At 42.3% G+C, this 18,201-nt stretch carries 14 protein-coding genes and 1 pseudogene; 5 read left to right on the forward strand and 10 right to left on the reverse strand.

The annotated features are described in order from the left end of the window. Nucleotides 1–70: 70 nt before the first annotated feature. The 3 genes from VLA57_RS00270 to VLA57_RS00280 form a co-directional block, all read right to left on the reverse strand. Nucleotides 71–559: a hypothetical protein gene (locus tag VLA57_RS00270; protein ID WP_333953974.1), complete on the reverse strand. Its 489-nt coding sequence runs from the start codon at nt 557–559 to the stop codon at nt 71–73. Nucleotides 560–598: 39 nt separating this feature from the next. Next, a complete protein-coding gene (prfA, locus tag VLA57_RS00275; RefSeq protein ID WP_149409427.1) occupies nt 599–1,687 on the reverse strand; it encodes a peptide chain release factor 1 in 1,089 nt (362 codons plus the stop codon). Between the two features lie 242 nt (nt 1,688–1,929). Further along, a complete protein-coding gene (locus VLA57_RS00280; RefSeq protein ID WP_333953976.1) occupies nt 1,930–3,075 on the reverse strand; it encodes a beta-ketoacyl-ACP synthase III in 1,146 nt (381 codons plus the stop codon). Nucleotides 3,076–3,395: 320 nt separating this feature from the next. On the opposite strand from VLA57_RS00280, the gene pnuC reads away from it, so the two are divergent. Together pnuC and VLA57_RS00290 are read left to right on the forward strand one after the other, a co-directional pair. Beyond that, a complete protein-coding gene (pnuC, locus tag VLA57_RS00285; protein ID WP_333953977.1) occupies nt 3,396–4,148 on the forward strand; it encodes a nicotinamide riboside transporter PnuC in 753 nt (250 codons plus the stop codon). Continuing rightward, nucleotides 4,099–4,707 (forward strand): ATP-binding protein, encoded by a 609-nt coding sequence (locus VLA57_RS00290; RefSeq protein WP_333953980.1) that lies wholly within the window; start codon nt 4,099–4,101, stop codon nt 4,705–4,707. Before pnuC ends, VLA57_RS00290 begins: the two co-directional genes overlap by 50 nt. Before the next feature lie 37 nt (nt 4,708–4,744). On the opposite strand, the gene VLA57_RS00295 is transcribed toward VLA57_RS00290, so the two are convergent. After that, a complete protein-coding gene (locus VLA57_RS00295) occupies nt 4,745–5,428 on the reverse strand; it encodes a DUF421 domain-containing protein (RefSeq protein WP_333953981.1) in 684 nt (227 codons plus the stop codon). Nucleotides 5,429–5,531: 103 nt separating this feature from the next. On the opposite strand from VLA57_RS00295, the gene VLA57_RS00300 reads away from it, so the two are divergent. After that, complete coding sequence (locus VLA57_RS00300; RefSeq protein WP_333953982.1) at nt 5,532–6,446, forward strand: DMT family transporter; 915 nt, start codon at nt 5,532–5,534, stop codon at nt 6,444–6,446. A 142-nt stretch (nt 6,447–6,588) separates the two neighbouring features. Then, nucleotides 6,589–7,937: pseudogene (locus tag VLA57_RS00305) on the forward strand (aspartate ammonia-lyase). A gap of 164 nt (nt 7,938–8,101) precedes the next feature. On the opposite strand, the gene VLA57_RS00310 reads toward VLA57_RS00305, so the two are convergent. The 4 genes from VLA57_RS00310 to VLA57_RS00325 all read right to left on the reverse strand — a co-directional run bounded on the left by VLA57_RS00310 (nt 8,102) and on the right by VLA57_RS00325 (nt 15,877). Continuing rightward, the gene (locus VLA57_RS00310; RefSeq protein ID WP_149409434.1) at nt 8,102–8,557 is read right to left on the reverse strand and encodes a GlcG/HbpS family heme-binding protein; all 456 of its coding nucleotides are present in this window, start codon (nt 8,555–8,557) and stop codon (nt 8,102–8,104) included. A gap of 605 nt (nt 8,558–9,162) precedes the next feature. Next, nucleotides 9,163–13,428 (reverse strand): ATP-dependent RNA helicase HrpA, encoded by a 4,266-nt coding sequence (gene hrpA, locus VLA57_RS00315; protein WP_333953984.1) that lies wholly within the window; start codon nt 13,426–13,428, stop codon nt 9,163–9,165. A 206-nt stretch (nt 13,429–13,634) separates the two neighbouring features. Beyond that, the gene (locus VLA57_RS00320; protein WP_333953985.1) at nt 13,635–14,231 is read right to left on the reverse strand and encodes a DUF1543 domain-containing protein; all 597 of its coding nucleotides are present in this window, start codon (nt 14,229–14,231) and stop codon (nt 13,635–13,637) included. Nucleotides 14,232–14,452: 221 nt separating this feature from the next. Further along, entirely contained in the window at nt 14,453–15,877 is a 1,425-nt protein-coding gene (locus VLA57_RS00325) for an SLC13 family permease (protein ID WP_149409436.1), read from the reverse strand. A 388-nt stretch (nt 15,878–16,265) separates the two neighbouring features. Between VLA57_RS00325 and VLA57_RS00330 the strand changes: the two genes are divergently transcribed. Then, a complete protein-coding gene (locus VLA57_RS00330; protein ID WP_011513753.1) occupies nt 16,266–16,427 on the forward strand; it encodes a hypothetical protein in 162 nt (53 codons plus the stop codon). A 48-nt stretch (nt 16,428–16,475) separates the two neighbouring features. Here the strand turns inward: VLA57_RS00330 and VLA57_RS00335 are convergent, their stop codons facing one another. Further along, nucleotides 16,476–17,171: a YoaK family protein gene (locus VLA57_RS00335; protein ID WP_201551339.1), complete on the reverse strand. Its 696-nt coding sequence runs from the start codon at nt 17,169–17,171 to the stop codon at nt 16,476–16,478. Between the two features lie 111 nt (nt 17,172–17,282). Continuing rightward, the gene (locus tag VLA57_RS00340) at nt 17,283–18,089 is read right to left on the reverse strand and encodes an enoyl-ACP reductase FabI (protein WP_201551341.1); all 807 of its coding nucleotides are present in this window, start codon (nt 18,087–18,089) and stop codon (nt 17,283–17,285) included. Between the last annotated feature and the right edge of the window lie 112 nt (nt 18,090–18,201).

Genomic DNA, 18,201 nt, shown 5'->3' on the forward strand with positions numbered 1-18,201 from the left:
AAAACAAAAAATTCAAATTAGGCAGCTGCATAATGATTATGCTTTCTAAGCATTAGAAACAACCATCAAATTAGTCGACACAAATCGCAGGCTGTGCCATACCTTTTTCTATGGTTTGATAACAACCAAACGGGCTATTATCACTAGCGCATTGCCCAGACTGGTTTTTAGTACCACTCTTAATGAACTCACCGGTATTTTTGCACTTACCTTGGCATTCGGTACTGTCTTGGCAAGCTTTTCCTGCATCGATATAATTTACCACACATTGATAGCAACCAAGGCGACCTTGCTGTGAAAATGCGCCACCCTTTGCCGTGCACGCTCGTACCATCTCGTTAGGCGGATAGATGCACGCTTGATAAGAAAACGGGTCATTTTTATTAGTCGTTGCGGTATTAGTCGTTACACTACTATCGCTCTGGTCTGGCTGTACGACTGACGTTGATAAAGGCGTGACGCTACAAGCAGATAACCAAAACGCCATTAATATCGCGACAATACTTATCGCGATTTTATTAAACGGTAATAGTAGCGATGAGTTGGTTATCATATGCATAGCATACGCCTCTTATTTTATAGGCTTATGAATCTTTTATTAAACACCGCCAATACTTGCCATCAAGTCCGCTTGATGCTCACGTAACAGCGCATCAAGGATTTCATCCAAGTCACCTTCCATAATAGAATCAAGCTTATATAAAGTCAGATTAATACGATGATCCGTCATACGTCCTTGCGGGAAATTATAGGTGCGGATACGCTCTGAACGATCGCCACTACCGACCAAATCGCGACGTATCGTATCAGCGGCATCTACCTGTGCTTGGACTTTGACTTGCTGAATTTTTGATATCAGCATTTTCATTGCTTGCGCACGGTTTTTATGTTGACTGCGTTCTTGTTGACACTCTACCACGGTACCCGTTGGTATATGCGTCAAACGTACAGCAGAGTCGGTAGTATTCACGTGCTGACCACCAGCACCGCTTGAGCGGAAAGTATCAAAGCGAATATCAGCTGGATTCAGATCAACCGTATCATCAATTTCAACTTCAGGCATTACAGCGACAGTACAGGCTGACGTATGCACTCGACCTTGGCTTTCTGTATCAGGTACACGCTGAACACGATGTACACCAGACTCAAACTTTAGACGACCATAAACGCTATTACCAGACACACGAGTAATGATTTCTTTATAACCCCCATGCTCACCCTCATTGGCTGACAAAATCTCTAAAGTCCAGCCTTGGTTCTGGGCAAATTTTTGGTACATACGGAACAAATCACCAGAGAAAATCGCTGCTTCATCACCACCTGTCCCTGCACGAATCTCAAGGAATGCGGGCACTTTGTCGTTAGGGTCTTTTGGCAGCATCATGAGATTAAGTGCTTCTTCCATCTCTACGATAGTATCGCGAGCACTGTCAATCTCTTCTTGCATCATCTCTTTCATGTCAGGATCTGATGCTTCTTTTAGCATCGCTTCTGCATCAGCTTGATCCTTTTCTGCACCAACATAGTTCTGCCATAAAGTGGTGATATCCATCAAGTCACTATGCTCAACGGACAGCTCACGGAATTTATTGTTATCACTGATGACACTCGGGTCTGATAATAAGGCAGTGACCTCTTCATAACGGTCTACCATTTGGTCTAAACGCAGGCGTAAGGATTCTTTCATAAAAGGACTTTTAATTGAATAATTGAAATAAGACGGTGATTATAGCAAATTTTTGCGCTTAAATTAAAACCTCTCAGCAATCTTGTCAATATATGAACAAACTTTTCTGCCGCTTGCACCATATCGACACTTTTTTCTGATCATTTGAATGCAGCATCAACTTTGCTTAAAATTTAAATAAAAAAATAGCCAAGAATATTCTTGACTATTTTGCTAATAATTAAGACTCAGGACTTAAAAAATTAGACCTTACGGACGATTACCGACCCAATAGAGTAACCAGCACCAAACGAGCAAATAACACCCAAATCACCGGATGCAAGGTCATCTTTATAGCGATGGAATACAATCATCGGGCTGGCTGAGCTGGTATTGGCGAATTCAGCAATGACACTTGGTACAATGGCTTTGTCTGCTTCTTTACCGATGACCGTACGCAAGATTAAATCTAGCATGTTGGCATTGGCTTGGTGGAGCCACATCATTTTTACATCAGAGGTTGCGATGTTATTCTCTTGTAGATGCTCAGTAATGACTTCTGAGACTTTTGGACAGACTTCACGGAAGACTTTACGACCATTTTGTAAGAATAATTTATCGGTTACTGGCTCTTTAAGATCCGGATACATCTCTGTTTGCGCTGCCAAAAACTCTGAGCGATCCATAAAACCGTATTCGTTTTTGATATTGGTTGAAAACTGAGTAAATAGCTTAGAGTTTAGAATCTCATAGCCTTTAGGCGTATCGAGTTCTTCTACGATGCAAGCGGTTGCGACATCACCAAAGATAAAGTGACTGTCGCGGTTACGCCAGTTTAAATGCGCTGAAGTAATTTCAACGTTGACCACAGCGACGCGCTTAGCAAGACCTGATGCGATAGAACCATGTGCTTGCGATAGACCAAAAGTCGCTGCACTACAAGCTACATTCATATCATAAGCAAAACCGCCCACCATACCGATCGCATTTTGAATCTCGATAGAGACGGCTGGATAAGTACGCTGAAAGTTTGAGCAGGCAAGGATGATACCATCTAAATCATTGGCTTCAAGTCCTGCATCAGCCAAGGCATCATTTAACGCGGCCACACCCATTTCTGCCATGATAGACAGCTCTTCGCCCAAGTTACGATAAGCGATAACAGGTGCCATGATGTCAGGATTTAAGATACCGTCTTTTTCCATCACATAGCGTGATTTGATACCAGATACTTTTTCGATAAAAGCCGCTGATGAAGGCTGAAGAGCCGTGAGTGTGCCTGCTTCAATGTCAGCCGCGTGTTTTGCATTATAGTTTTCAACATACTGATTAAAGGACTCTACCAGTTCTTCATTACTGATGCTAAAAGGCGGGATATACAGGCCGGTGCCTGTGATACAAGTCGTCATGATACGCTTCCTTGTCTACTACTATGGTGCTTGAAATAAGCATAAGGTGAAGTAAAACAACAGTCGTCTAATTTTGGGTGAATGACTGTAAACTTAAAATAAGTGCCTTTATTATGCCTGAATATTATTATTTTTCTAATACTTTGTTACAAATAATCAGCTTCTTGCCAAGAATAAGCAAAGATTGGCTTCATTTTGCGGCAGCTGCGTTATAATCAGCCTTGCTTACTCACGTTATTTGTATAAATAATTGATCTGCATTTTGATTGTCTACATCTCTATTAAGAAATATCAAACTTATTATCTATTTTGGAATGACAATGGTGGAACTTTTGAATTGGTTGTTTGGTCAGTATGCCGACTATCCGACCTTGTTTATCGGGTTGGAATTGATTGCGGTTATCTTTGGGGTAGCCAGTGTAATACTCGCCAGCAAAACCAATATTTTGGTATTCCCTATTGGCTTGGTCAGCACCGCTATATTTGTCTATCTGTTATGGAAATGGCAATTATTTGGTGATATGTTTATCAATGCTTATTATACCGTTATGAGTATTTATGGCTGGATCAATTGGTCAAAAAATAAAGAACTTACACAGCATCGAGACCATATAAACCCCACCGCTCAGCAACATAACCAAGAGCTTAAAACTACTGATGCGCCAAACCTTATCCAAGTAGAACGTTTAGATAAAAATGATGTCCCTATATTGGCATTATTAGCCGCGGCAACTATAGCTTTTGTTGGTCTGGTTTATTATTTTAGACCAGTCATTAATAACAACTTCAGCTTCGATGGTGCTGAGCTTGGCATGCATCTATTTACGTGGGTTGACTATACTGACATGCTGACCACTGCCCTGTTTTTGATGGCGATGTGGCTGATGGCACGGCGTAAGATTGAGCATTGGATACTCTGGATTGTCGCTGATGCTATCTCAGTACCGCTTTATTTTTATAAAGGTCTAACCTTTACAGCATTACAATACGTAGTTTTCACTCTTATCGCAATTTGGGCTTATTATGAATGGCAACGACGCTACCGCCTTCAATCTCACGCAGCATACGCCTAAATCCGTCATCAAGGTCGCAGTTTTAGGCGCAGAAAGTACGGGAAAAACCACCCTATGCCGTGATTTAGCTACCCATTTTGGCTGTCCTTGGGTGCCAGAATATATGCGCAGTTACTTGCAAGCTAAATGGGACGACGAGCAACTGACCTGTACGTGGGATGACTTGCTGCCTATTGCACAAGGTCAGATACTGCTTGAGAATAAGTTGGCAAAGCAAGTATCACAAACGTCAAACGACCATCATTATTTATTTTGCGATACCAGCTTGTTTGAGCTGATGGTCTACTCTAATTGGTATTATGGCGATTGCCCTGAAACGCTTACCCAAGCAGCATTGGTGCATCATTATGACTTAATACTATTAACCGACGTTGATACGCCTTGGGTCGCTGACGATTTGCGTGATAGCCCACATCAGCGCGATGAAATAAGCGCTTATTTTGCTGATCAGCTAACGATTCACAACAAATCCTTTCGGGTCATTGGTGGTGATAGAGAGGCGCGGGTTCAACAAGTGTTAAAATTGCTAGACGCATTTAAATTAAATAATAATGCTTAGGCTATTTAATAAACACTGTCAAATCTTGCACCCATTACTATCTTACGAGCTTAGTGTTTAAGGCTTTTGCCCAATTCCGGCAGTTATCTTCACAGCGCTCGCAAGGCTGATTGACATCAGAGATAAAGTCCAAATATCCACAGTACATACAAGCGTAATATGTTCCTGATTCTACCTGCTCAACCGCCTGATACTGTTTCGGGAAAAGTGGCAGACCATAGCCAGTGTCATCAGGTGGGTATAATAAAAGACTAAAATTGCCATCGGTTTCAAGCAAACCGGTACGAACCTGACCTAAATGCTCGACCCCCTGTTGGCGCATTTCCGCAAAAAACTCATCATGTGACATTTTCCCTTCTGCTATTTTGTCGTGTACCAGCATGCCATCTTCGACGATATATAAGGACTTGCCTTCTAACAAATCTTCAAAAGGCTGATATTTCATCATGCCCCATGTACAGAGCCGGTAAAGCAGTATTACCGTACTCATGATTAGTACTGCTTGGATAATCGGTAAATCCTCGGTAAACATCGGGTCACCTGCGATAGATCCCAGTGACAAGATGATAGTAAGCTCAAAGATGGAGAGCTGTCGAACGCCGCGCTTGCCGGTAAAGCGCAAAAATGAAATGATGAGCACAAACATGACAATGACACGTATCAGTATCTCAGCAGCAAATGTCCATGTTGTATCATGAATGAAAATACTTGCCCAATCCATATTTTTTTCCTTGTTATTATTTTTAATGATGGCATCAAAACCACTCTATTTAAAGCTGCTCTATTTTATGCAAAAACTCACTTATTAATTGTAGGAATTATTTTTGAAAGTCACATTGTATACGCTGATTGCGTTAATAGCCTTTGCTGCAAACTCTCTGTTTTGTAGGATGGCCTTAGCAGAGGGTTATATAGACGCTTGGAGCTTTACCATTGTTCGCCTATTAAGCGCTGCTGTCTGCTTGAGTATGATCATGGCAGCTCAGTCCTACTACTTAAGACATCGCAAATTGAGACTTAGTCATTCTTTCAATGAAGAGATATTAAGTGAAAGAGGGAATTGGCTGAGTAGCATAAGCTTGGTTATTTATGCGCTGTGTTTTTCGATTGCCTATGTAGAGCTTGAGACTGGCACTGGGGCGCTGATTTTATTTTCAGCGGTTCAGCTCACTATGATTGGTTGGGGGATTTATAAAAAAGAGACGTTGAGTCATTTGCAATGGATTGCCTTTATTATTGCCATCACAGGATTTGTATATTTGATGCTACCATCGGCCTCAATGCCTTCATTACTCGCTGCCATGCTCATGGCAATCAGCGGTGTGGCGTGGGGTATCTATAGCATACGCGGCAAGACCTGTCTCTCACCGCTGCGAGCCACAGGTTTTAATTTCATCAGAAGTTTGCTAGCGATACCGATATTATTAGTCGCTGGTTTTATATATCAAAACATTATGGATGTGCAACTCATTCATATCGACAGTATCACCATGGAAGGGATATGGTTGGCGTGTGCATCAGGGGCAATTGCCTCTGGTGTTGGCTACAGCATCTGGTATATGGCAATGCCTTTATTAAAAAACACACAGGCTGCCGTTATACAGCTTTGTGTGCCCGTGCTTGCAGCTTTACTGGGCGTGGTGATTTTGTCTGAGCCGATCACTTTAACTTTTATGATAGCAAGTACTGTCATCTTGAGCGCAGTATTGGTCTTTATTTTAAATAAACAGCCATATTAGTCACAATATAAGGCGCTTATGCTGAAATGTTGTCTATAATGCTCATTTGAGGCGGCATCGCCATAGTGATAACAGGGTTTTTATAAATATCGCAGGCGATGGACGTTTTTATCAGGGCTTTTTATTGAAGGAATTCTATTAAATGACAACCACTACTCGCCAAGAATATGACTTACTTGGTCATCGCGATGTGCCGGCTGACGCTTACTACGGCATCCAAACCTTACGTGCTTTTGAAAACCTCACTATGAGCGGTGTGCGCTTAACAAAGTTGGAGTATTAAATAATACCGTTAAAGATGCGATTGTCGCAGCGTGTGATGACTTAATCGCTGATAAATATCATGACCAATTTATCGTCGATATGTTTCAAGGCGGCGCAGGCACCTCAACCAATATGAATGTCAATGAGGTCATTGCCAATCGTGCTTTAGAGATATTAGGCTATGAAAAAGGGCAATATCAGCATGTCCATCCAAACAATCATATCAACCTTTCGCAGTCGACCAATGATGCCTATCCAACGGCGCTCAATGTCGCATTGGATGACTATTGCACCCATTTGTTAGAAAAGATGGCCATACTGAATCAAAGCCTAATTAACAAAAGCATCGAATTTGCCGATCAATTAAAAATGGGACGCACCCATTTACAAGATGCGGTACCGATGACTGCAGGTCAAGAATTCAACGCTTTTGCAACGATGGTCAAAAAGGAGATGGCACGTATCGAGTCAACTCGTGCGCTGTTTCATGAGATTAATATGGGCGGTACTGCTATCGGTACTGGCTTGAATGCACCTGCTGGGTATTCAGAGCTGTGTGCTGAGACGTTACAAGAGCTAACTGGCAGACCTTATTATATTGCTGAAGATTTGATTGAAGCCACACAAGATACCAGTGCTTATGTTGCTTTGTCTGGCAATCTGCGTCTATTTGCTGCTCGTCTATCAAAGATTGCTCATGACTTACGCTTACAATCCTCGGGTCCTCGTGCAGGCTTGGCACAATATCGCCTGCCTGAGATGCAGCCTGGTAGCTCAATCATGCCGGGTAAAGTAAACCCTGTTATACCTGAGGTGGTCAATCAAGCGTGTTTTCATGTAATGGGTATTGATACCGCTATCGTCATGGCATCAGAAAACGCTCAGCTACAACTCAATGTCTTTGAGCCAGTCATTGCTTTCAACTTATTTACCGGTATGAGCATGATGGCAAATATCTGTGAGATATTTGCCACGCGCTGCATCGATGGCGTAATGATGAATAATGAAGCGTGTAATACTGAAGTATTCAACAATATTGGTCTGGTCACCGCATTAAACCCACATTTGGGTTATGAGTCGTCTACCTATGTGGCAAGAAAAGCCCAAGAAACCGGTGGTCGTGTTTATGACATCGTTCTAGAAGAGAACCTGATGGATAAAGAGACGTTAGACAACCTACTCTCTCCTGCTAATATGGTATATCCAAAGGTCAAACTAACCCCTTAGTTTTTCTTTTTTAACGTAAAAAGGCTGGGTTAGCGATTGCTAATCCAGCCTTTTTTTATTTTATTGATATCTGCATTATTTGGGGAAAGCCTATAAGCTATATCTACGCACTGTCTAAAGATTGTGAAAATTAAAAATTAGTGCGTGGAACTCGCCCTATGTATTTACTCTAAAACGCTTAAGCCTGCGCGAGCAATACTTACGTCTTCATTGCCATGTGCGCCGCCCACACCAATACCACCAGCCACAATACCATCAATATATACAGGAATACCGCCCGGCATTATCAGTATGTTTTCATCAAGGTACCTGATGTCGGCAGCAATACTACCGTCCGCAACACCTCTAGCGATAACCGCTGTTTCTCTTTTTTGCGAATTGGCTGTATAGGCTTTTTTATAACTTGAGCGAATAGTGTGCACACCCGCTCGGTGATCCTTTAAAAAGGCCAGTATTTGCCCAGAACGATCAACCACCGTCACCGATACCATTAGACCATGCCTTTTAGACTCTATAAATGCAGCATTCACCATATCTTGTGCCATCTCGCCTGTAAGTAACGAGATTTTTGTATCTTGTGTCTCAGTACAAGAGACGCTATCCATAGCTGTAATTCCCATCTTCAATCCTTGATTTGATTTTATGAATAATTCATTGTCTTTGCATAACTCTCAGGCGCAAGCTTCATAGTAATAATCAGCATGCTCACCAATGTGATAAGTAGCATCAGCCAAACGGCTTGAAAGCTACTTGACCACTCACGCAAAAATCCGGCAAAGTACGGAATAATTGCGGTAATAACAAACTAATACCTTGTACAAATGCGATCACAGCACCAGCCAATGTAAGAGATGACAGAGATTCAAATACGACTGTTAACGTGAAAGAGATGCATCAATTTTATAAAAATGATAACTGAAACACTGTAGAGGTTAGCAATCGGTGCATGGCGACTGCTTGAATATTTATTCCTCTAGAAAGGCTTGTAAGGTATGAGCTTAGCAGCCAGTGTCATGATAATGTCTAAGATATCTATATAAGCGGTTGAATAAGCTTTTTGATAATACGGACAAGAGCGTCATGCTTTTAGTTGCTAGCAACTAGCAACTAGCAACTAGCAACTAGCAACTAGCAACTAGCAACTAGCAACTAGCAACTAGCAACTAGCAACTAAAAGCATGACCATAAAAATTTGCGAACGGTTACTGAAGTACTTACTTTTATGCTAACTCATTTTATCCCATATCTTACTTAGACGCTTGGGCGATACCGCCATACGGGTTTTCATCGGCTGAGCAAACAGTTGAATGCGGTACTCCTCGACCATCCAGCGGTAATCGCTGATGGCTTTATCATTAGCACGTCCTGCAAGTCTTTCCATATGTAAGTCAAGGGCATAGACGCCATCGAGGTCAGCTTCGACATTGTGCTCAAGGCGGTCGATACGAATCTCTAGCGCTTCCAGATAGCGTGGATACTGCTGCCAGTGGCTATAATCCATACGATAAACAAAATCAGCCAAATGCAAATCTGCTAACTGATCTTCAATATCTTCAATAGACTCGCCAAATATCTCTCGATCAAGCATTAGCATGCTTTGGCGAATACGTTGCCAGCGGGTATAAACATTTTTGAGGGTTTTTATGACTGTTTGACCAATCAGCAAGAAGTTACTTAGTATCACATCGAGCGTTTGGCTATACTCTTCAGGAGTAAAGGGTAGCTCCTCACTGAGTCCAACCGCAACATCATTAGCACTCTCAGGTAGGTCTGCCGTATGATCAAACAATACATAGTGCTCTTCGAGTGTTGCATCTAAAGTCGCATCAATGATGATAGTTTTAAGCTTTTCCATATCACCAAGCGGTGCGAATGCCAGTTTAAATATATTGTCGACTTGACTGGTAAGCTGTTTTTTCTTTGAGCCAAGTCTGCTTTTGATTAGCGTTAACACCCCGATACGGTGCGCCTGCAGTGCTGCATTAACATCGGTATATTGATGGATAGATACCGCTTCACCTGCCTCATCAGCAACCAAAGCAGCAAACTGCTTCATAACCACGCCTGCGCTATGATGGTTTTTACTAAAGGCAAAGTGTTCAGGAAATTCTGTATGCGCGCCTTGCTGCTCATTCACCGCTTGGCGCGTCTGAGAGGCATGGCGAATCTGTAGCGTTTGCAGATCGCGTCCTTTTTCGATGATACGGTTCTTATCATCGACCACGCAGATTTGTGGCTGCAAATAACGATCGATACTAGACGGATTAAAATGCTCTGTAGTAACTGACATAATGCCACGGCGGTTGAGTGCTTGGCAAAGCTGTTTTAATAACCCCTGTCCACCCGCAGGCTGCAACTCATCAAACAAACTATCGGCAGTATCAGGAATAGGTACAATCTGACGACGAATGTCTTTTGGTAATGATTTTAATAACTGTAATACCAGCTCATAACGCCAACCGGGTACACCCCATAAAAGCTCAATCGCATCAAGCTGCGGTAGGGCGACAAGCGGCACACGGATGGTCACCCCATCATCATCGCTTGCTGGATCAAAGATATAGCGTAGTGGCAGCTTTAAGTCACCAAGCTTCCACACTTCTGGGAAATCGCCTGTGGTCGGCGCTTGGCTATTAAGCACGTCTTCATCGGTAAAGAACAGATACTTACTATCGGTTTTTTCAACTTCGGCACGCCAGTCTTCAAACGTTTTGCGGCTCGCAATATGATCGGGGATTTTTTTATCATAAAACTGATACAAGGACTCTTCATCGACCAATAGATCACGGCGGCGTAATTTATCCTCGATGCGTTCAATGTCAGCAATTTTATCCATATTATGCTGTAAGAACGGTGCTTGTCTACCTAAATTTCCAGTAACCAGACCGTCACGGATAAATATCTCACGCGACTCGCTTAGATTAACTTGCTCATAGTTGGTCAGTTGCTTACTGATAATAATCAGACCAAATAAACTGATTTGGGCATAAGCTTTGACACGCCCCGTCTTCTTCGACCAATGTGGCTCAAAGTAGTGATATTTTAATAAGTTACCGGCGGCTGAGATAATCCATTCTGGTTCAATCTTGGCAACGGTACGCATAAAGACTTGCGATGTCTCAACCACTTCAAAAGCCATGACCCAAGGTGGTATTTGCTTAAAAACCGTACTGGCTGGAAATATTTTGGCTTTCTGCTGGCGAGCGGCTAAGTATTCACCGCGATTTTCAGTTTTGTGAGCAATCGTAGACAACAAACCCGTTAACAATGCGCGATGTAAATTGGCGTATTTAACCGCTTTGAGTGCTTCATCTTCAATCGCGGTAGGATCACTGTGAGTCACTTCTTTCGAGGCATTCTTGTCAGCAGTTTTTGCCTCATTAGCATCAGTCAGCTTAAGCTCAGTGACCATTTGTACTAACTGACGATGGGTTTGACTCCACTCACGTACACGCGGGAAGCTTAGATAGTTTTTCTTCGCAAACTGCTTACGCTGATTGCCAGACAACTTATTGCCATCTTCGTCTTTCTCAAACAGTGCTTTCCACAGACTTAAATAGAATAAAAAATCAGAGTCATCTTGGCGAAATTCAGCATGCTTCTGATCCGCTTGCTGGCGCTTATTTACTGGCCGCTCGCGTGGATCTTGGACCGCAAGCGCCGCAACGACAATGAGCATTTCTCGGATACAATCAAAATCGCTACCAGCTACCAGCATACGTGCCAGCCTTGGATCGATTGGCATACGTGCCATCTTTTGACCAGTCGGTGTCAGAACCAGATGATCCAGACCCTGGTTTGATTTTGGCTTGTTAGTTTGTTTAGCTGAAGGTACGTCGTTTTTAGCAGTAATCGCGCCTAACTCATCAAGCAATTTATGTCCATCAGTAACCAAGCGACTGTCAGGCGGCTCAATAAAGGCGAAATCATCGACGCTTCCTAGGCGCAGATTTGCCATTTGTAAAATAACGGATGCTAAGTTAGTGCGTAAAATCTCAGGGTCCGTAAATTCAGGACGACCAGTAAAGTCCTCTTCACTATATAAACGAATACAAACACCCGGCGCAACACGACCGCAGCGACCTTTACGCTGATTGGCTGCTGCTTGTGAGATGGCTTCAATTGGTAAACGCTGTACGCGCGAACGATAAGAATAGCGTGATATACGCGCAAAACCCAAATCAATCACATAGCGGATACCCGGTACGGTCAATGCCGTCTCAGCGACGTTGGTCGCAATAACGATACGCCGACCGCGATCTGAGGGCTGAAAGATACGCTGTTGCTCTTCATAGGTCTGCCGTGCAAATAGTGGCAATACTTCGGTGTGCTTGGGACCATGACGCTCAAGCAACTCTTGGAGCTCACGAATTTCTGCTTCAGTGGCGGCAAATATCAAGATATCTGCTTGATCAGCATGACCTTTATTTTGTGCATCGCTAAAGCATTCTTCCACTGCAGCAACCACCGCACGTGGCAGATTTTCTTCAAAGTCGTCGTAGCTATCATCGTCTGAGCTGGTTACTGGCTCATCTGTTAACGGACGATAACGCACTTCGACCGGGAAGCTTCGTCCTTCGACATTAAAAATAGGCGCAGGAATTTGCCGTTTAAGCTTATTATCGTAGCGACTAAAGTATTCGCTAAAACGCTTAGTATCGAGGGTTGCAGAGGTAATAATGACTTTTAAATCAGGGCGCTTGGGCAGCAGTTTTTTTAAATAACCCATAATAAAGTCAATGTTTAAACTACGCTCATGGGCTTCATCAATAATAATAGTATCGTATTTACTCAAAAAACGATCATGACCAAGTTCAGCAAGCAAAATACCATCAGTCATTAGTTTAACGACAGATTGCGCTGTGCCTTGCTCGTTAAAGCGAATCTTGAAGCTGACCGTATTACCAAGCTGCTCGCCCAATTCTTCAGCGATACGGTTTGCTACACTGCGTGCCGCCAGTCGTCGAGGCTGTGTATGCCCTATTTGCCCACGTATACCGCGCCCTGCTAACATTGCTAACTTAGGCAGCTGCGTAGTTTTACCTGAGCCTGTCTCACCTGCAACGATAATCACTTGGTTATCGATGATTGCCTGAATCAAATCATCACCACGTTGGCTAACAGGGAGATCCTGATTCAGTTTTTCTGCCAACCTATCTGGAATGCTCTCTATACGCGCTTGCACCGCTTGTTGCGAGCGAGCTTTTAATTGCTCATATTGCGCGCGTTTTTTATCCAAATCATTGCTATTTTTAACCTTGTGTTTGTCATCCGTATTGCTATTTTTATTAGCAGACGATTTTGCACGTGCCAGCTCACGCTCAAGGCGACTGAGATAATACTCGTCCTTTGCGAGCACAGGTAAATTAGCAACAGAAATAACCTGTTGAGTATCCACACTTTCTTTCTGCGTATTTTTTGTCTCGGCGTTTAGATTTTCGGCTTGTACAGGCTGGCTTTTTTCTTGATTTTCTCTTGAAGTATCAGGCATATTTACTTAGGCTATTTATTATTTAGGAGTAGTTAGATTATGGGGATAATTGAGCTGCGATTCAAGTTACTCGTGTATGGCCTAGACTTGAGTTGTTGCTTATAGAACGTATCAAATTTATAAAATAACCAAAAATCTCACAGAGATAAGGAGTGATTAGACGTATCTCTTAAAACTCATAAACTCATAAGCGACAATTAATATTATCACAGTGCTAATTTTTTAAGATTTTTAATACTTAAATATCCTACGTACTTTTTATCTTCTATGACATTTATATTTTTATCAAGCGCTCTAGCAAGAGGCTCGATAATGATTTTAACATTTGAGATAAGATCATTGACGTTATATATGTCGTCTATATCCAACTCAAACTTGTCATCAATATGTGAGGCAGCGTTAAAAGGCGATGTTGTATCTTTAAAAGTAAATTGTTTATAAAATTCGCTCTGTTTTGCTTGTTTAACTGCATCTGCTTGGCTATCAGCTACGATAAGTAGCTTATAATGAAACTCTTCAAAACTGCCCTGCTGATAGCCGCCTAAATTGATAAAGAATAGCTTTAAGTCGTTGGCGCACTCTGCTTGAATATTGGATTCCACTAATTTAATCGCATAATTATCAACTTTGCTAATAGCGCGGTATGAATCAATATGCCACTTATTTTTCACTTCAGGCCAATGGTTATTGATATCTGCTATTAATTCATTAACCTGATTGGCCACGCCAAAAAATATATCGTGTTGTTCAATCAACCGTCCTTTGGGACGACCGCCTAATTGAATCATATATAGGGTTGGCATTTTAGAGATTCCTTAGACATCTTATATGTTCCTTGTTAGATAAACCTAGTCAGTTAATAGTCATCCCAATCTGCTTTGAGCAGCTAATACATCAATGATAACAAGAAAGAAACGATAAGTATTTTATACCGACATTATGACTACTAGTAAATGAAAAACCCAATGTTTAAGAATCACTTAAACATTGGGTTTGTTCGGTTATAACTGTCTTCACTCATAGGTTATAGTAAGAAAAAATATGCCCACAAACCTATGATAAAGGTAGAAATAACATTCAGTATGACACCAACACGTATCATCTCTGTCTGCTTAATAAGACCCGTCCCAAAGACAATAGCGTTTGGTGGCGTGGCAACTGGTAGCATAAATGCGCAAGAAGCACCGATACCAATAATCATGACTAACACTGCAGGTGGCAGACCCATTTGCTCAGCAATAGCCGCAAACACAGGGACTAACAAGGCAGCAGAAGCCGTATTAGAAGCAAATTCTGTCAAGAATATAATGAATGCTGCAACTGCCAGTACCACGACGATAAGCGGTGCAGAGGACAGTCCATTAGCAACTGCTTGACCAAGAACCAACGATGCGCCTGACACTTTTAACACCGTTGATAGCGCAATACCACCACCGAACAACATGAGCACGCCCCAGTCGGTGTTATCAGAAACTTGCTTCCATGAAACCAACCCTAAGCTGACCACCGCTGATGCTGCTAACAGTGCCACAATAGAATCAACATCATCAATATTGAGTGCGGCACCAATTTGTTTCGAGAGTATCCAGCTTAGCGCTGTGACGATAAAAACAATAATCGTCAGTACACGCGGCTTATTCCATGCAATAGCCTCATCATCTTCGTTCAGCGTGACCTGACGATTAAGATTGGGCTTGAGGAATAAATACATCGCACCGAGCAATAATGGCAACAGCACCAACATCATCGGAATACCAAACTTCATCCAATCGACAAACGCAATATCCAGCGCTTTTGCAGCAATAGCATTGGGTGGTGAACCAACGATCGTACCCAAACCACCAAGGCTCGCAGAATAGGCAATACCTAATAGTACGAACACAAAAGTGCCACGGTCTTTTTCGCGGTCAACCTGCGTTAGAATACCAAGCGCCAGTGGCAGCATCATCGCTGCAGTAGCCGTATTTGATATCCACATCGATAAAAATGCGGTGACCCCAAATATTAAGAATACCGCATTCCTCAGATTACCACCTGACATTGATAGAATCTTAAGCGCTATTTTCCTGTCTAATTGCTGCACATGCAATGCCGCCGCTAGTGCAAAGCCACCAAAGAACAAATAAATAATTGGATTAGCAAAGCTTTGTAAGCCAATTTCAGCATCGAAATCCGGTAAACCAATTAGCGCTCCTATGACCACCACCAATATCGCTGTAATCGTCACATGTACCGCTTCAGTTAACCATAAAACGCCGATAAAGAACAACATGGCGAGGCCTTTATTGGCACTGATATCGTACGGCAATACATTATAGATAAACAGACTGATAACCGCCGCGATAGCGACAACTATCAATCCTTTACCGGTACCTTTTGGGAAGGTATCTGTAAATAAATACTCGTTGCCATCGTTAGGAAGATGGCTATCTAGTTTTTTCTCTGACATATAATGTCCTTATTGTACCCAAAGACGGTGTTAAAAATTATAAACATAAAGACGTATTTCAGCCGTTAACCATACCTTTATAATCGTACTTAATAACAGTACTTATAAAAATAAGGTGCCATCATAGCAGAAATATTATCCACCAAAATATTATCAATATAGACATATTGAAAACCTTGTCAGAAATATACTCTTTATTTCATCTACCCAAAACCAACTGACTTTATAAGTATGGATTTAAGTCTATTTTCAAAAACCAGAAGTCAGTTTGATACAAAGTTACATACCGTCACTAAATATGTTCATATCTTCCCTGTACAACTCATAAGCTGTATCACATACTGAGTTGGTGAAGAACGTTAATAAAAACAACAAATAGGAGATTCTCATGGCAGATGACAACAAAACTGACTCAACGACGAAAATGGCACCAAAAGACATCAACCAAGATGGATTGGCTAAAGAAGATCAGCAGCGTACTGACGATTCTGCATTAGATATGATGCAAGGGTTGCACGAACATGAAGACCATAAAGAAGACGATCAGTAGTCTGTATGGATTCGATTGAAATAAAATTTAAAAATGAAAAAGCGCTTATCAAACTGATGAGCGCTTTTTTCTTGGCTGTCTTTTTTCTGGTAGATTGTCTGATACATAGTTGTATACGAAGGCTGCGCTCAGAACAATAGTAATAGGCAAAAACAACGCACCATAGCCCACTCTGGCATATAAAAAAGCACCTACGGCACTGCCAGTGCAAAAACAGTACCAAATAATCGCCTGAAAGCCTAATGTTGGCTTACTGATGCGACGACCCGCCAGCCAATTACCGATGGCAGCGCCCATATCTGAGGTTAGTCCTGTTAAATGCGTGGTACGAATCACTGCACCGCTATAAGTTGCAACCATCGCATTCTGTAAGCCACATGCCATAGCGGCGGCAAGCTGTCCTAGATAATCGTGCTGCTGGTATAACCAATAGCTTATTAACAATAATGCCGCTTCAATATAAAGCGCATTGCCATAACGTCGACCAAGCTTCAATGACGTCTGACCGATAACAAAACCACTTAATACAGCCCCTGCCAAAAAAGACAGCAGTAACGCGCCGATAAATAAAAGGCTTCGAATGTCTAGATAAGCGATAGCAGCGGCAAACAAGCTTACGTTACCTGTCACATGCGAAACAGATAAATTGGTAAAACCCATTAATGCGGCCGTATTGACACAGCCTGCACTGAATGCCAATACGGCGCCACCCCACAATATCCATCTTGGTAATTTGGTTATCATATTCGTCGCTTAATGGCTTATCAGCAAAAAACCCATAGTATAATCAAAAAAGACAGCCGATTGGCTGCCTTCCTTACTTCTCATTATATATCGCTGAGGATTACCTTTTAACTATTTCTGCTCATCAAGCATCATTAGCTGCTCGCTGATCGCAACCGTATTGAAGCCTGCATCAACAAACATAATCTCGCCAGTGATACCAGATGCCCAAGGCGACAATAAAAATAGTGCGGCATTACCGACTTCAGCTTGAGTAATGTTGCGCTGTAACGGGGCGATTTTTTCACTGATATCGAGCATTTTACGGAATGACTTGATGCCACTGGCGGCAAGCGTACGAATAGGACCTGCCGAGATCGCGTTGACGCGAATGCCCTCACCGCCCATTGAAGTTGCAAGGTAGCGAACACTGGCTTCAAGACTCGCCTTTGCCATACCCATGACGTTGTAGTTCGGCAATACTGAAATACTGCCTTCATAAGTCAACGTCAACATTGAGCCGTGGCGCATAGCAAGTAGCTCACGCGATGCTTTTGCCAATGCCACAAAGCTATAGCTTGAGATATCATGGGCGATATGACTGCCTTCACGGGTTGTCGCATTGACAAAATCACCATCAAGCTGATCCATCGGTGCAAAGCCAATCGCATGTACTACGCCATTGATGCCATCGCCCCAATGGGCAGTGACTTGCTCAAAACAAGCCGCAATAGACGCATCTGATGCCACGTCACACTCAAGGACCAAGTCCGCCTCAAATGCTTCAGCCGCCATATCTACCCGTTTTTTGATTTTATCATTAGGATAAGTCAAAATTAACGACGCGCCTTCACGATGTAGTGCTTCAGCGATTGCCCAAGCGATAGATAGTTTGCTAGCGATGCCTGTAACGACAAAACGCTGTCCTTGTAATAGCATAATATTTCCTTTTAAGTTAATTTAGGTCATTTAAATGATCGATTATTTTTAATAGTTGGCTAACAAATAGCGAGTGGAAGTACCAATTGAAAGATGAGTTATTATACACGAA

This window comes from Psychrobacter sp. S4(2024), from assembly GCF_036861305.1.
Lineage (GTDB): Bacteria > Pseudomonadota > Gammaproteobacteria > Pseudomonadales > Moraxellaceae > Psychrobacter > Psychrobacter cryohalolentis.

Coding starts and splice junctions, on each gene's coding strand:
- VLA57_RS00270 (WP_333953974.1), bottom strand. CDS start 559: ATGCATATGATAACCAACTCATCGCTACTATTACCGTTTAATAAAATC.
- prfA (WP_149409427.1), bottom strand. CDS start 1,687: ATGAAAGAATCCTTACGCCTGCGTTTAGACCAAATGGTAGACCGTTAT.
- VLA57_RS00280 (WP_333953976.1), bottom strand. CDS start 3,075: ATGACGACTTGTATCACAGGCACCGGCCTGTATATCCCGCCTTTTAGC.
- pnuC (WP_333953977.1), top strand. CDS start 3,396: ATGGTGGAACTTTTGAATTGGTTGTTTGGTCAGTATGCCGACTATCCG.
- VLA57_RS00290 (WP_333953980.1), top strand. CDS start 4,099: ATGAATGGCAACGACGCTACCGCCTTCAATCTCACGCAGCATACGCCT.
- VLA57_RS00295 (WP_333953981.1), bottom strand. CDS start 5,428: ATGGATTGGGCAAGTATTTTCATTCATGATACAACATGGACATTTGCT.
- VLA57_RS00310 (WP_149409434.1), bottom strand. CDS start 8,557: ATGGGAATTACAGCTATGGATAGCGTCTCTTGTACTGAGACACAAGAT.
- hrpA (WP_333953984.1), bottom strand. CDS start 13,428: ATGCCTGATACTTCAAGAGAAAATCAAGAAAAAAGCCAGCCTGTACAA.
- VLA57_RS00320 (WP_333953985.1), bottom strand. CDS start 14,231: ATGCCAACCCTATATATGATTCAATTAGGCGGTCGTCCCAAAGGACGG.
- VLA57_RS00325 (WP_149409436.1), bottom strand. CDS start 15,877: ATGTCAGAGAAAAAACTAGATAGCCATCTTCCTAACGATGGCAACGAG.
- VLA57_RS00330 (WP_011513753.1), top strand. CDS start 16,266: ATGGCAGATGACAACAAAACTGACTCAACGACGAAAATGGCACCAAAA.
- VLA57_RS00335 (WP_201551339.1), bottom strand. CDS start 17,171: ATGATAACCAAATTACCAAGATGGATATTGTGGGGTGGCGCCGTATTG.
- VLA57_RS00340 (WP_201551341.1), bottom strand. CDS start 18,089: ATGCTATTACAAGGACAGCGTTTTGTCGTTACAGGCATCGCTAGCAAA.